Origin of the sequence: Berryella intestinalis, assembly GCF_000814825.1 — a bacterium.
Taxonomy (GTDB): Bacteria; Actinomycetota; Coriobacteriia; order Coriobacteriales; family Eggerthellaceae; genus Berryella; species Berryella intestinalis.
In genome coordinates this window covers 698821-712280 of the sequence record NZ_CP009302.1, presented here as the reverse complement: position 1 = coordinate 712280, position 13460 = coordinate 698821, and the positions used below count along the sequence as shown (strand labels likewise).

Sequence of the window (13460 nt, the reverse complement as noted above, 5' to 3'; positions counted from 1 at the left end):
GCCCTACGCCTCCCGAGCCGCGCGGCGGGCGGCGTTTCCCAGATCGCAGATGCGCTTCAGCTCGGCTGCGGGGTCGTCCGCCTTGAAGAAGGCGTTTCCGCACACCATCACGTCGGCGCCGACCGCCGCCACGCGCTCGACCGTCGATGCGGAGATGCCGCCGTCGACCTCGATCAGCATGGCTTCGTTCCCGGCGGCGCGAGCCATATCGGCGATGCGGGCGACCTTGTCCTCGCTCCCCTCGATGTAGCTTTGCCCCGAGAATCCCGGCTCGACGCTCATGACGAGCGCCATGTCCAGCCTGTCGATGACGGCATCGAGCGCGGATGCGGGCGTGTTCGGCTTCAGCGACGCGCAGGCCTTGGCGCCCGACGACCGGATGAGGTCGACCGCCCGTTCCAGCTCGCCCTCGCCGAGCGCTTCGGCATGGACGGTGAGGATGTCGCTTCCCGCCTCGATGAACCAGGGGAGCTGGTCGAGCGGGTTGGAAACCATGAGGTGGACGTCGAGGGGGATGCGCGCGATGCGCTTGAGCTGCTTGACCACCGGGACGCCCATCGTCAGGTTCGGGACGAAGTGCCCGTCCATCACGTCGACGTGGATAAATCCCGCATCGGCGCTCTCGACGAGCTCGATATCGGCGGACAGGTTCATGAAATCCGCCGATAGAATCGACGGGGCGACCCGCAGAGGCTGGAACATTCTCGACCCTTCCCAACTGGATTCTCACGGATCCCCATTCTAGCGCAACGGTTCGACGGGCGAGGGCGCCTGAGCGCATGAGAACGTACTGTTAAACTAAAATAAGCGCATAACCGAGAAGGAGGGATGCATGGAACGGTCGAACTGGTGCACCTATCCCATGCCTCACGGCCCGCTGACCATCGCAGCCGACGATCGCGGCCTGACCGCGCTTGCGTTCGGGGCGGTGCCGCTTCCCGGAAGAAACGCGCCCTCGGCCCTCACCAACCAGGCCGCCACCGAGATCCAAGAGTACTTCGCCGGGAAAAGGCGCTCTTTCGACCTGCGGCTGTCGTTGAAGGGAAGCGCGTTTCAGCGCGCAGTATGGACCGAGGTGTGCTCGATCCCCTACGGCGAGGAGCGCACCTGCGAACAGCTCGCCCGCCTCATCGGCAAGCCGGGCTCCCACCGGTCGGTGGGGACGGCCGTCAAAAGCTGCCCGCTGCCGCTGATCGTGCCCACGCACCGCGTGGTCGGCAAGAACCGCGAACCCTTCGGTCACGACAAATCAGCCCAGGTAAGGCGGGGACTGCTGGCGTTCGAGCAGAAAACGGCGCAGAGATCCTAGATCCCGTAGAACTCGGGTTTGAGCGAGCGGGTGTTCAGCGCGTCGCGGGCCTCGTCGATGGCGAGGCCCTCCCATATCAGGCCGCGCACCACGTCGGTGATGGGAAGCTCGATGCGGTAGCGCCGCTCGAGGACCGCAAGGTTCCTGCAGGCGAGGGCCCCTTCGACCACCATGTGGGTTTCCTCGGAGAACCGATCGAGCGTCATGCCCTGCGCGAAGGCCTCGCCGAAGCGGCGGTTGCGCGAATGGTGCGACATGCAGGTGGCGATGAGGTCGCCCGCCCCGGCAAGCCCCATGCAGGTGAGCGGATCGCCTTCGGCCTTCGAGACCAGGCGGCTCATCTCGGCCATACCGCGCGTGATGAGCATCGCGGCGGTGTTGTCGCCGTAGCCCACGCCGTAGGACAGGCCCACCGCGATGGCGATCACGTTCTTGGCGGCGGCGCACAACTCGACGCCCACCGCGTCCGAGCTGGTGTACACGCGGAACTGCGGGGCCGAGAACAGCTGCTGGAACAGATCGGCGGTTTGCGCGCTCGGCGAGGCGACGACGGTTGCCGCCGGGATGCCGACGGCGACCTCCTCGGCGTGGTTCGGGCCCGACAGCACCGCCAGGCGGTCCGCGCCGCCCATCTCCTGCTCGAGCACCTCGAGGGGCAAACACCCCGTCCCCTCTTCGACGCCCTTGAAGCACACGAGCACGGGAACGTCCGGCCCGACCAGGCGGGAAAGCTCGCGCGCCGTCGAGCGCATGACCTTGGAGGGCGTGACCAGCACGACGGCCTCGGCCTCCCGCGCGACCTCGGCGAGGTCGGACGACGCGCGGATGGATGAGGACAGCTCGACCGACGACAGGTAATCGGGGTTGCGGTGGGACGACTCTATGGCGCGCGCAACCGACGCGCGGCGCGCCCACAGGGAGACCTGGCTTCCGTTCTTCGCGAGGGCCTGGGCAAGCGCCGTTCCCCACGATCCCGCTCCGATCACCGCTATGGTCATTGGGCGCTCCTTCCCTATCGGTCGCTCTTCTTGCTTCCCAGCTTCGATTCGGTATGCGCGCGCAGCCGCTCGATGTTGCCGCGATGGGCCCACACCACCGTGGCGGCGGCCAGCGAGCACACAGCGACGGCCCAGCCGTTGGGCCAGAACACGAAGGCGGCCGTGATCGGGCAAAGCAACGCCGCCGCGATCGATCCCAGCGACACGTAGCGCGACGCCGCCACGACGACGATGAACACCGCCAGCTCGATAAGGCCCGGCACGGGTCCGAACGCGACCATCATGCATCCGAACGCGACGGCGATTCCCTTGCCGCCCTTGAAGCCCAGCCACGGGCTGAAGATATGGCCCCAGGTGCAGGCCAGGAACGCGACGGCGGACAGGATCTGCAGCTCGAAGGCCGAGGGCGCAGCCTGGAAGGGCAGCAGGGAGGCGAGGCCGACGGCAACCCCGCTGAGCAGGCCCTTGGCCGCATCGAGGGCGAACACGGCGGCTCCGCCCTTCTTCCCCAGCGTGCGCAGCGCGTTGGTGGTCCCGATGTTGCCGCTCCCGTGCTGGCGCACATCGGTGTGGAAGAACAGGCGCGAGACGATGACGCCCCAGGGTATCGACCCCAGAAGGAACGAGGCCGCGAACACGGCCGCAACGGCGATTGCGAACAAACATGCGCCTAGTCCTTCTTCTTGAACTTCATGCGAACGGGCGTCCCCTCGAGGTCGAAATGCTCCCGCAGGCGGTTCTCGAGGTAGCGCTCGTAGTTGTCGTCGACGAGGTCGGGACGGTTCGCGAAGAAGGTGAACACCGGCGGGCACGTCCCGGTCTGCGTGACGTACTTCATGCGCAGCATGGCCTTGCCGTGCGAGACGGTGTGCCCGAACTCGCGGATGCCCTGCAGCCAGGTGTTCAGCTGGTTGGTGGGGATGGTCTTTCGGAAGTTGGCGTACGACGTGTCGATGGCGTCCCAGATGCGCTGGATGTTCTTGCCGGTGAGCGCCGAGATGGCGACCACCGGGGCGTAGCCGACGAACATCAGGCGGTCCTGGATACGTTCGCGCACCTCGGCCTTCGCCTCCGGTCCCTCGACGATGTCCCACTTGTTCAGCACGATGACCATCGCGCAGCCCCGGTCGGCGGCGAAGCGCGCGACGCGCTGGTCCTGGTCGGTGAGCCCCAGCGTGCCGTCGATGACGAGCAGCGCCACGTCGGCCCGGTCGATGGCGCGCATGGCGCGCACGAAGCCGTAGTACTCGACATCCTCGTCGATCTGGCTTTTGCGGCGCAGACCGGCGGTGTCGACGATGGTGTAGGCCTTCCCCTCGTGCTCGATGTAGGTGTCGATCGCGTCGCGCGTGGTTCCCGCGACGTCGGAGACGATGGAGCGGTCGTTGCCCGTGAGCTTGTTGGTGAGCGAGGACTTGCCCGCGTTGGGGCGCCCGATGATGGCGACGTTCACGCCCGTGTCGAGCGTACCCGAAAGCTCCCGGCCGGCCACGGCCTTCTGGAGCGCGACGACCACCTCGTCGAGCAGATCGCCCGTCCCGTGCCCGTGAACCGCCGAGACCGGCCAGGGATCGCCGATTCCCAGCTGGTAGAACTCCCAGATCTCATCGGTGCGGCCCGGGGTGTCGAGCTTGTTCACCACCAGGAACACCGGCTTGTCGGTCTTCCTGAGGATGCGGGCCACCTCGGCGTCGTCGGCGTTGATGCCCGTCTTGCCGTCCACCAGAAACACGATCGCATCGGCCTGCTCGGCGGCGACGAATGCCTGATGGCGGATGGACGCCTGGAAGTCGTCCTCGCCGCCCATCTCGATGCCGCCGGTATCGACCAGCGTGAACTTCACGCCGTTCCACTCGGACTCGTGGTACGAGCGGTCGCGGGTCACCCCGCGCATGGAATGGACGATGGCCTCGTCGGCCTGGGCGATGCGGTTGACGAACGTGGATTTGCCGACGTTGGGTCGGCCGACCACGGCTACAAGCGGCAGGCTCATACGGTGTTTCCTTCTCTATGTCTATGAGCGCTCGGCCAAGGCCGTCAGCTCGCGCAGATAATCGAACGGTGAACAGGATACCATGTTAACTTCGACCCCCGCGATCGCCTCCACATCCTCCAGACGCTTATCATCGAGCATGATCAGGTCGTCGTTGAACATGACGCGGGGAACGAGGTAGATCGCATCGCGCCCTCCCCTCTCGCGGTGGACGCGGCGGATGGCGGCCCCCACATCGGCGCCCACGAGCAGGCCCGTGACGTTCACGTTGCCGCCGAAGTACTCGTTTTCGACGTAGAGGGGCTCGAGCAGGCCGCGCAGGCAGCTCGCCTCGATGCTGGGCGTGAGGAAGTGCCTCTGCGCGGTGCCCGCGACGAGGTACGCCCTTTTCCCCGAAGCGCTCAGCGCCTGCGCGCAGCGCTTCACCGCGCCCTCGGCAAGCGCGCGGTGCCAGTCGTCCAGAAACGATCGGATGATGCCGATCCCGTCCTCGAACAGGCCGAAGTCGCCGTAGTGCTCGCTTGGCGGCAGCCGGTCGATGAGATCGGCCCCGTAGGCGTTGCTGTAGAACTCGTCGGCGGCGTGCACCCACGGCACCCCCCGCTCGGACAGGGCGCGGCGCTGGAACGGCTCGATCTGCGCGAGGAGCCTTCCCGATGAGGCGGGGTCGTCGAAGCTGTGCTCGAAGCGCTTCTGGAAGCGCGTGTAGCCCAACGGCACGATGCCCACGCTGAGGATGCCCGGGCGCGCCCAGGCCCATTCCAGCGAGGCGGACAGCTCGTCTCCGTCGTTGGCCCCCGGAACCAGCACGATCTGCACATGGGCCTCGATGCCGGCGGAAAGCAGCCTATCGAACGCCTCGATGCCGTGCTGGGCGCGCTTGCCGATGATGGCGCGGCGCACTTCGGGGCTGGTCGCCTGCAAAGAAACGTGCAGGGGCGTGATGCGCTGCTCGACGATGCGCGCCTCGTCGTCTGCCCCGAGGTTCGTGAGGGTGACGAAGGTCCCCACCAAAAAGCTCAGGCGGTAGTCGTCGTCGCGCAGGTACAGCGAGCGGCGCATGCCCTTGGGAAGCTGGTGCATGAAGCAGAACGTGCAGGCGTTGCGGCACTGGATGACGTCGTCGAACACCAGCCCGTCGAACTCGATGCCCCAGTCCTCGCCCAGATCGCGCTCGAGCTCCACCGTGCCCGCATCGCCGTCGGTGTCGATGTAGCCCACTTCGATGGAGAAATCCCCCGACAGCCAGCGCCAGTCGATGACATCGCGCAGCGGGTGCCCGTCGACCGACGTGATGTAGCATCCCGGGGAAAACCCCGCATCGTCGGCCGGAGAGCCCGCTCGCACGCTGGCGATGAGGGCGTGGGTGGGACAGCGAGACGCCGCGAGCAGGGCGGGCGAAACCGCGCAGGCGTCCTTCCCGTCCGAAGCGCCCCCCGCCGCGCGCTCGATGTCGGCGCCCGGATACGAGAGGGACGATCCTTTCAAGGGGGCGATGGTCACATGCGCTCCAAACGGGCGACGACCTCGGCGATCTGGTCTTCCGGCGTCGAAGCGCCCGCGGTCACGCCCACGGCGCCCACCCCGGAAAACCACGATTCGTCCAGCTCGGCCGCCGATTCGATGTGGAACGTGCGCTCGCACTGGGCCGCGCAGATGTCGAACAGGCGCGTGGTGTTCGACGAGTTCCGCCCGCCGATGACCACGATCGCGTCGACCTGCTCGGACAGGTCCGCCGCAGCGTCTTGGCGCTGCGAGGTGGCGAAGCAGATGGTGTTCTTCACCTCGGGCTCGATGCCGAGCGCGCGCAGATGCGACACGATCTCGTCCAGCTTGTCCTTTTGCTGGGTGGTCTGGACCACCACGCCCACCGGCGCCTCGATGTCTGCGGGCACCTCGGCGGGCGAGGTGACGGCGTAGACGCGCTCGGTGCTCTCGCGGGCGCACGCGACGATGCCCTCGACCTCGGGATGCCCCGCTTCGCCGACGACCACCACGCTGCCCAGCCGGCGCGCCATGTCGGCCGCCGCCTTCTGCGCGCGCGCGACATGAGGGCAGGTCGCATCGACCACGGTGTTTCCAGCCGCCGCGACTGCGCGCATGACCTGGGGGGTGACGCCGTGGCTGCGGATGACCACCGAGGATCCGCGCTCGGCGTCCTCGATGGCGGACACCTCGGTCACGCCCTGGTCGGACAGCTTCTCCACCACCTGGGGGTTGTGGATGAGCGGTCCCAGCGTGTAGGCGCGACCGCCGTCGGCCACGCTTTTGAGGGCGAGGTCGAGCGCGCGCTGGACCCCGTAGCATGCCCCTGCGTGCTTCGCCCGTACCACCTTCATGTCAGTTCCCGCCTTCCTCGGCCGGATCCCCGGCTGCTCTTTCGTGCTTGCGCGCCGCCGCGGCGGCTATCTCCTCCGCAGTATGCCGAGGGATCGGATGCGCGGCGAAAACGGGGGTGAAATCGTAACCGTTCGGGAAGAGCTCGACCATATCGACCTCTTCGGGGGCGCAGCGGCGGCTGAGGGCGAAGCACTCGCGCATCGCGTACCACGCGCACCCGTCGAGCCTTTGGTCTTTGGGGAGGAAGTCGAAGTCCTCCAGCAGGATGGGCTGGCCGTATTCGGTGGTGACGCGCGGGAACCGCACGAAGCGGCCCTTCTGCTTGATGTTCTCGGCGTCGCGCACGGTCATGGGGAGGATGGGGGCCTTGCCCATGCGGGCGATGAGCGCCGCGCCTCCGTGCACTTCGGGAGCGCGCCCGCTTTTCCCGCGCCGCGTTCCCTCGGGAAGGATGACGATCGTCTCGCGGTTCTTAAGCGCCGTGGAGGCGCGCTTGATGGCCGTTCGATCGGCCGAATCGCGCTTGATGGGTATCACGCCCAGGCGGGACAGGGCCCAGCCGAACACGCGGGGCTTGCCCGCAAACAGCGTGTCGCGCCCGATGAAGCGCGGCCAGATAGCCGGCCAGGCCGACAGGAACAGAAACACCACGTCCATGAACGAGGTGTGGTTCGACACCACCACCACGCCGGTTTCCCGTGCGAGCGCGACCAGGCGCTCGCGATGGTCGACGCGGTAGCGGAACAGCAGCTTGCTCAGGGCGGCGACCACCACGATGATGATCGTGGCCACGCCCTTGGGGATATGGCGGTCCGCAGACACCCCGCCGAAGGGCATGTCCCAGAAACGCTCGTACCCGCGCGGGGCGGCGTCGGCCTTCTTGTCGGCAGCCATCTAGCGCATCCGCTCGCGCGCGAGACCGCAGATGCGGGCCACCACCTCGTCTTGGGAAAGGTCGGTTGAGTCGACCAGCACCGCATCGTCGGCGGCCACGAGCGGGGAGGCGGCGCGGGCCGAATCGCGCTCGTCGCGCGCGACGATGTCGGCGAGCACCGTGTCGAAGTCGGTGGATCCGATACCGCGGGCGGCGTTCTGGGCGACGCGGCGACGGGCCCGCTCTTCGTCGCTGGCCGTGAGGAACACCTTCGCCTCGGCATCGGCGAACACCACCGTGCCGATGTCGCGGCCCTCCACCACGTAGTTGCCCGCGCGGCCGATGACGCGCTGCTGCTCGACCAGCGAGGTGCGCACGGCCGGCACGGCAGACACCTTGCTCACCGCCCGATCGATCTCGGCGGTCCTGATCGCGTCGGTCACGTCGCACCCGTCCACGAGAACGGCGCGGGCGTCGACCTCGCCCTCGCCGTGCACAAACGATATGCGGCACGTTCGGGCTATCGCGCCCAGCGCCTCGGCATCTTCGAGCGAGACCCCCTCCCGAAGCGCCTTCCACGCGATGCAGCGGTACATCGCCCCGGTATCGAGGCACGAGAACCCCAGCTCCTTCGCGACGAGCTTGGAAACCGTGGACTTGCCGGCTCCCGAGGGGCCGTCTATGGCAACGATCATGACATCAACCTTTCCATATCGGTGAGGAAACCAGGATAGCTTACCTTAACGCACGCCGCATCGAGCACCGAAACCGAAGCCCCCGCGGCTTTCGCCACCAGCGCCGTCATGGCGAGGCGGTGGTCGCCCTCGGGGCTGAACGGACGGGCGTCCGAAGCGCTCCATCGGCCGCGCCCCTCGACCACGAGGTCGTCGCCTTCCTCATACGCGACCACGCCGAGGAGCCCCAGCAGGCCCACGATGCCCGCCAGACGGTCGGATTCTTTGTTGCGCAGCTCCCCCACCGACCTGAAAACCGAGGTACCGAGCGCCTTCGACGCGACGAGCGCCAGCACGGGGACCTCGTCGATGATGGACGCCGAAAGTCCGGGGTCGGTTTCCACCGAAACGAGCGAGGGGGTGAAGGCGGCCTCGATCGAGCCGACGGGCTCCGCTGCGCTGGCGAGTGCGGCCCGCACGCTCACGCGGGCGCCCATGCAGCCCAGCACATCCAGATATGCGATCCTCCCCGGGTTGAGCCCGACGCCCTGCGCGCGCACGCGGCTTCCCTCGGACAGAACGGCCGCCGCCAAGAAAAACGCCGCCGAGGAGGGATCCGCCGGCACCGAGACGTCCGCGGCGCGCAGCCGTCGGCCCCCCTCGACGACCAAGCGCCCGCCGACCGTGCGCACTTCGACGCCGAACAGGGGGAGCATGCGCTCGGTATGGTCGCGCGAGGGCGCGGGCTCGGAAAACGAAGTGGTCCCGCCCGCCAGCGAACCTGCCAGAAGGACGGCGCTTTTCACCTGGGCGGACGAAATGGGCGAATCCCATGTGACGCCCTTAGCCGACGATGCGCCCTTGAAGCGCAGCGGCAAAAAGAGCTCCGGAAGGCGATCTACGCGGGCGGCGCTTCCCGACGCGGAAACCGAAGCGCCCATGGCGCAAAGCGGCGACGCAACGCGCCCCATGGGACGGCGGCGAAGGGAATCGTCCCCGGTGATCAGCGCTTCAACGGGCCACGGGGCGAGCACGCCCATGAGAAGGCGGGCGGTCGTCCCCGAATTCCCGCAATCGAGCGGCGCGTCGGGCGTGCGGGGACCCGACGCGCCCCACCCCTCGACCAAGGCGGTGAAGGCGGGCGGGCGGGCGCCGGCGGACGGGGCGGGAGCGGCGTCGTCGCAAGGGACGCCCGAGCGGTGCCCGAGGTCCGCAAGAGAGGAAGGGCCCTCGACGCTCACGCGCGCACCCAGGCTCTCGATCGCGCGCGCGGTGGCGAGCACGTCGTCGGATGCGGGAAGCCCCTCGATGCGGGATGTCCCTTCCGCCATAGCGGCCATGAGCAGGGCCCTATGTGCGATGCTCTTATCGCCGGGAACGCGCACGCACCCCCGCAGCGGGCCTTTTCGCACCATGTTCGCCTGCGCCCCCGATCCGATCGACCAACGTATCCAACCGCGTCATTCTACTACCGCAGGCCCCGACGGCCGCGCGGCCTCGGCGCTCTGCACGCGATCACCGCCGATACAGCGAAGTGATGCGGTCGAGCAGGGAGCGCTCCATGGGCGCGAGGTGCCTCCCCTTCTTCCAGAACAGGTACAGCGGGATGGAAATGGCCTCTCCCCGATCGTCCACGACGGGGACCACCCCCACCCGCGAGCAGCTCACCGTGCGCAGCGCGTGCTGGAGGGGCCGGATGGAGTACACCTTGCACTCGGTGATGAACTCGATATCGCTGTTCGGCGCGATCTGGAGCGACGACACCGTGACGAGGTCGCCCTGCGCCTCGGCCTGATCGATGAACACCTTGTTCAGCTCGCGCTCGCCGGACAGCGACACCAGGCTGCGGCCCGACAGCTGGGGAACCGTCAGGCTTTCGGGAAGCGCGGCGCCCTCCTCGCGCGGGACGATGGCCGCGATGGGGAACAGCTTGAGCTCGATCGACTCGTAATCGCTCTCCAGGTTCCCGGGCGGCACGGTTATCGCGAAATCGAGGTTGTCGGCCGCGATCGACTCGACGATGGCGTCCCCCGACATCTCCATGAACCTGAAATCGACGTCGGGATATCGGGACGAGAAGCTTAAGAGGTCGCTGCGGGCGATCGATCCCCCGTTCTCTTTGAAGCACAGGGAGTGAATGCCCACCGACACGATGGACACGCGGTCGGCCACGTGCCGCTCGGCCTCGCGCTGCAGCCCCTCGAGCTCTCCGATCACCGCACGGGACTTCTCATAGAACAGCTTCCCGAAATCGGTGAGCGCGATGCCGTTGGAATTGCGCTCGAACAGGTTCACCCCCAGATGGGATTCGAGCACTTGAACGCTTTTGGAGATGGCCTGGGGCGAGACGAACAGGTGCTTGGCTGCTTGGGCGTAGCTTCCCATCCTCGCCGCGGCGGTGAAGTATTCGAGCTGCCTGATCTCGATGTTGAGCACGGAATCCTCGCTTATCGCCGTTGTCGCGCCCTGCCCTGATTGCCTTCCGAAACATAGTAGCAAATCGAATGGGCGAATGCGGGCTTCGATGCGGCCGCGATCCCCTCCGATGGCAAGTATGCCCCCTCGCGCACCTGCACAGAAGCGCCCTCGGCGGCTTTTCGGCGACGCTTCACCCGAGTCGGGCCCTGCTCTCCTAAACGATAAGTTGCCCTCCATCAAATTTACATTGCTTCCCTTCACTTTCTCCAAACCAGTAGAATAACTGTATCGTTAATGCGGCTTGAACAGGGGAAACTATACGGCCGCACGCCTATGCGAGAAAGGGGATTTATGTCTATTGGAAGAAGGGATTTCCTGAAAGCGGCAGGCGCAGCCAGCGTCGCGCTCATCGGCGGAGGGGCCTTGGCGGCGTGCTCTCCCAATTCCTCCAAGGGAACCTCCGCATCGAAGGACTCCGAGATCAAGTGGGACGTCGAGTCCGACGTCCTGGTAGTCGGAACCGGATTTGCAGGCCTCGCCGCCGCGATCGAGGCCAAAGAGGCGGGATGCGACGTCGTGGTGATCGACAAGATGTCCTCCTACGGCGGCAACTCCACCATCAACGGCGGCGACATGGCCGCTGTGGGCACCCCCCTTCAGAAAGAGGCGGGCGTCGAGGACTCCTTCGAGCTCATGCAAAAGGACATGCTCGTCACCGGCAAGTACTACAACCACGTCGACAAGGTGAAGACCCTCGTCGAGAACTCCGCCGCGGCCGTCGAGTGGTGCACGGGCCTCGGTGTGGAATTCACCAAGCTGAACTTCCATGGCGGGCACTCCGTCCCCCGCACCAACACCACGTCCAACGCCATGGGCGCCGATATCGTGAAGGCCGAGGTGGCGCGCCTCGAGGAGCTGGGCGTGAAGCTCACCATGAGCACCAAGCTCATCCGCCTGATCGAAGACGACTCGGGCCGCATCATCGGCGCGGAGTGCCGCAAGGGCTACAAGATCGGAAACGAGGACAGCGGATCGGCCTACTTCGTGAAGGCGAAGAAGGGCGTCGTGCTGGCAGCGGGCGGCTTTTCCAACGACGTCGCCATGCGCCAGATACACGAGCCGCGCCTGACCGATGCGCTAACCAGCACCAACCACGAGGGCGCGACCGGCGAGGCCCTGCGCGAGGCGCTGAAGCACGAGGCGATGGACGTCCATATGGACTGGATCCAGCTCGGCCCGTGGACCAGCCCCGACGAAAGCGGCTTCGGCTACTGCCCCCAGTTCTGCGAGCGGTTGGTGGGATGCGGCATCATGGTCGACCCCGAGACCGGCAAGCGCTTCGTGAAGGAGACCGGCGACCGCAAGGTGCGCGCCGACAAGATGCTCGAGCTCAACCACACGACCCTCGTGATCGGCGATGCCCCCACCTGCGAAAAGCGCGTGGTCGAGCGCATCATGAAGGGCGGCGCCGAAGCGGGCGTCATCACCTCCTACCAGACGCTCGAAGAGCTGGCTGCGGCGTTCGACATGCCCAAAGACGCCTTCCTCGCCGAGGTGGAGCGCTGGAACGGGTTCGTGGCCGCCGGTAAGGACGAGGATTTCGGCGCGCTTATCCAGGAAGGCGCGACGGGCATCAAAGAGCCCCCGTTCTACGTCTCGAAGCTGTGGCCCAAGGTCCATCACACCATGGGCGGCCTGGTGACGAACATGAAGTCGCAGGTGCTGAACCAGGACAGCGAGCCCATCCCCGGCCTCTACGCCGCGGGCGAGATCACGGGCGGAACGCACGGCGCCGTGCGCCTGGGAAGCTGCGCCATCACCGACTGCGTGGTGTTCGGCCGCATCGCGGGCCAGGAGATCGCGAAGGAATCCGCGTAAGGAACCGGCGCGTTCAGGGCGGTATCGGCGGAAAAGGGCGCGACACGCGGCTCAGACGCAGGCCGCCGCACCCGGTATGCCGCATATCCGAAACGGAGCCCCCGAGGCCATGATCGGGGGCTCCGCGCCGTCTCAGAGGCGATGCGCCCCGTTGAGCGCCGCCACTTCCCCCTCGTCCAGGACGCGCCACGAGCCTCGGGCAAGGCCGCCCAGCTCTATCGGGCCGAACGCGTCGCGATGCAGGGCAACCACGGGATGGCCCACCGCTTCGAGCATACGCTTTACCTGATGGTAGCGCCCTTCGCGAATCTCGAGCCGCACCGCGGAGAAGTCGAAGGCGCGCTCTTTGGCGGCCTGCTCCCGACGCGCCCGAGCGCTTTTCGCCAGCGCCGACGGCAGAACCAGCCCGAATCGCTCGACCACGCGCCGCGGGTCGGCCAAAAGATCCACCCGAGCCGGCTGGGTCGGGCCGTCGTCGAGCTCCACCCCGTCGCGCAGCGCCTCGACCTCGCCTTCTGCCAGCGCCCCTTCAACCAGCGCGATATAGCGCTTCGGGACGTGGTGGCGAGGATGCAGAAGCCCGTTTCCCAACTCCCCGTCGGTCGAGAACAAGAGCAGCCCCGTCGTATCGGCGTCGAGGCGCCCGATGGGAAACAAGCCCGGGTAACGGTCGGTCGGAACCAGGTCGGCCACGCAGGCGCGCCCGTGGGAGTCTTTCATGGTGGTTATGACCCCGGCGGGCTTGTGCAGCATGATGGTCGTGGGGCCCGCCGAGAGGACGACCGGCACGCCGTCTACGCGCACCTCGTCGATGCGCGGATCCACCTTGCTGCCCAATTCGGTGACGACGACGCCGTTCACGGTGACCCTCCCCGCCGTCATCAGGTTCTCGGATCCCCGGCGGGAGGCCACCCCGGCGCGCGCGAGGAATTTCTGGAGGCGAAGGGGAACCACCCTGTTCTGCGGTTCGGTCATG

General features: G+C 67.1%; 13 protein-coding genes. 2 read left to right on the top strand and 11 right to left on the bottom strand.

Features of this window, described 5'->3' with window-relative positions; translation table 11 throughout:
* Nucleotides 1-3: 3 nt before the first annotated feature.
* A complete protein-coding gene (rpe, locus tag JI75_RS03125; RefSeq protein ID WP_039688693.1) occupies nt 4-702 on the bottom strand; it encodes a ribulose-phosphate 3-epimerase in 699 nt (232 codons plus the stop codon).
* Between the two features lie 130 nt (nt 703-832).
* Here rpe and JI75_RS03120 point away from each other — a divergent pair, with 130 nt between their 5' ends.
* Nucleotides 833-1309, top strand: a complete 477-nt coding sequence (locus JI75_RS03120) for a methylated-DNA--[protein]-cysteine S-methyltransferase (RefSeq protein WP_039688691.1) — start codon at nt 833-835, stop codon at nt 1307-1309.
* Here JI75_RS03120 and JI75_RS03115 read toward each other — a convergent pair.
* The 9 genes from JI75_RS03115 to JI75_RS03075 form a co-directional block, all read right to left on the bottom strand.
* Nucleotides 1306-2307 carry an NAD(P)H-dependent glycerol-3-phosphate dehydrogenase gene (locus JI75_RS03115; protein ID WP_039688689.1) on the bottom strand — a complete coding sequence of 334 codons (1002 nt, stop codon included), beginning with the start codon at nt 2305-2307 and terminating at the stop codon, nt 1306-1308. The two genes, JI75_RS03120 and JI75_RS03115, sit on opposite strands and share 4 nt — an antisense overlap.
* Nucleotides 2308-2321: 14 nt before the next feature.
* Complete coding sequence (gene plsY / locus JI75_RS03110; RefSeq protein WP_052241547.1) at nt 2322-2969, bottom strand: glycerol-3-phosphate 1-O-acyltransferase PlsY; 648 nt, start codon at nt 2967-2969, stop codon at nt 2322-2324.
* Nucleotides 2970-2977: 8 nt separating this feature from the next.
* Nucleotides 2978-4300: a ribosome biogenesis GTPase Der gene (gene der, locus JI75_RS03105; protein WP_039688687.1), complete on the bottom strand. Its 1323-nt coding sequence runs from the start codon at nt 4298-4300 to the stop codon at nt 2978-2980.
* Nucleotides 4301-4321: 21 nt separating this feature from the next.
* On the bottom strand, nt 4322-5788 hold the full coding sequence (locus JI75_RS03100) for a DUF512 domain-containing protein (protein ID WP_240993209.1): 1467 nt from the start codon (nt 5786-5788) through the stop codon (nt 4322-4324).
* Nucleotides 5789-5799: 11 nt separating this feature from the next.
* Nucleotides 5800-6639: a 4-hydroxy-3-methylbut-2-enyl diphosphate reductase gene (gene ispH, locus JI75_RS03095; RefSeq protein WP_039688685.1), complete on the bottom strand. Its 840-nt coding sequence runs from the start codon at nt 6637-6639 to the stop codon at nt 5800-5802.
* 1 nt (nt 6640) lies between these two features.
* Nucleotides 6641-7534 carry a lysophospholipid acyltransferase family protein gene (locus JI75_RS03090; RefSeq protein ID WP_052241546.1) on the bottom strand — a complete coding sequence of 298 codons (894 nt, stop codon included), beginning with the start codon at nt 7532-7534 and terminating at the stop codon, nt 6641-6643.
* Complete coding sequence (gene cmk, locus JI75_RS03085; protein WP_039688683.1) at nt 7535-8209, bottom strand: (d)CMP kinase; 675 nt, start codon at nt 8207-8209, stop codon at nt 7535-7537. It abuts the gene before it with no gap.
* Nucleotides 8206-9603, bottom strand: a complete 1398-nt coding sequence (locus JI75_RS03080) for a 3-phosphoshikimate 1-carboxyvinyltransferase (RefSeq protein WP_039688682.1) — start codon at nt 9601-9603, stop codon at nt 8206-8208. The genes cmk and JI75_RS03080 overlap by 4 nt, the downstream gene beginning before the upstream one ends.
* 100 nt (nt 9604-9703) lie before the next feature.
* Nucleotides 9704-10624, bottom strand: coding sequence for a LysR family transcriptional regulator (locus JI75_RS03075; RefSeq protein ID WP_039688681.1), 921 nt, complete (start codon nt 10622-10624; stop codon nt 9704-9706).
* A gap of 333 nt (nt 10625-10957) precedes the next feature.
* Between JI75_RS03075 and JI75_RS03070 the strand changes: the two genes are divergently transcribed.
* A complete protein-coding gene (locus JI75_RS03070; protein ID WP_205911734.1) occupies nt 10958-12484 on the top strand; it encodes a flavocytochrome c in 1527 nt (508 codons plus the stop codon).
* A gap of 132 nt (nt 12485-12616) precedes the next feature.
* On the opposite strand, the gene JI75_RS03065 is transcribed toward JI75_RS03070, so the two are convergent.
* Entirely contained in the window at nt 12617-13459 is an 843-nt protein-coding gene (locus JI75_RS03065) for a pseudouridine synthase (protein ID WP_039688678.1), read from the bottom strand.
* Between the last annotated feature and the right edge of the window lies 1 nt (nt 13460).

Coding starts and splice junctions, on each gene's coding strand:
- rpe (WP_039688693.1), bottom strand. CDS start 702: ATGTTCCAGCCTCTGCGGGTCGCCCCGTCGATTCTATCGGCGGATTTC.
- JI75_RS03120 (WP_039688691.1), top strand. CDS start 833: ATGGAACGGTCGAACTGGTGCACCTATCCCATGCCTCACGGCCCGCTG.
- JI75_RS03115 (WP_039688689.1), bottom strand. CDS start 2,307: ATGACCATAGCGGTGATCGGAGCGGGATCGTGGGGAACGGCGCTTGCC.
- der (WP_039688687.1), bottom strand. CDS start 4,300: ATGAGCCTGCCGCTTGTAGCCGTGGTCGGCCGACCCAACGTCGGCAAA.
- ispH (WP_039688685.1), bottom strand. CDS start 6,639: ATGAAGGTGGTACGGGCGAAGCACGCAGGGGCATGCTACGGGGTCCAG.
- JI75_RS03090 (WP_052241546.1), bottom strand. CDS start 7,534: ATGGCTGCCGACAAGAAGGCCGACGCCGCCCCGCGCGGGTACGAGCGT.
- cmk (WP_039688683.1), bottom strand. CDS start 8,209: ATGATCGTTGCCATAGACGGCCCCTCGGGAGCCGGCAAGTCCACGGTT.
- JI75_RS03080 (WP_039688682.1), bottom strand. CDS start 9,603: ATGGTGCGAAAAGGCCCGCTGCGGGGGTGCGTGCGCGTTCCCGGCGAT.
- JI75_RS03070 (WP_205911734.1), top strand. CDS start 10,958: ATGTCTATTGGAAGAAGGGATTTCCTGAAAGCGGCAGGCGCAGCCAGC.
- JI75_RS03065 (WP_039688678.1), bottom strand. CDS start 13,459: ATGACCGAACCGCAGAACAGGGTGGTTCCCCTTCGCCTCCAGAAATTC.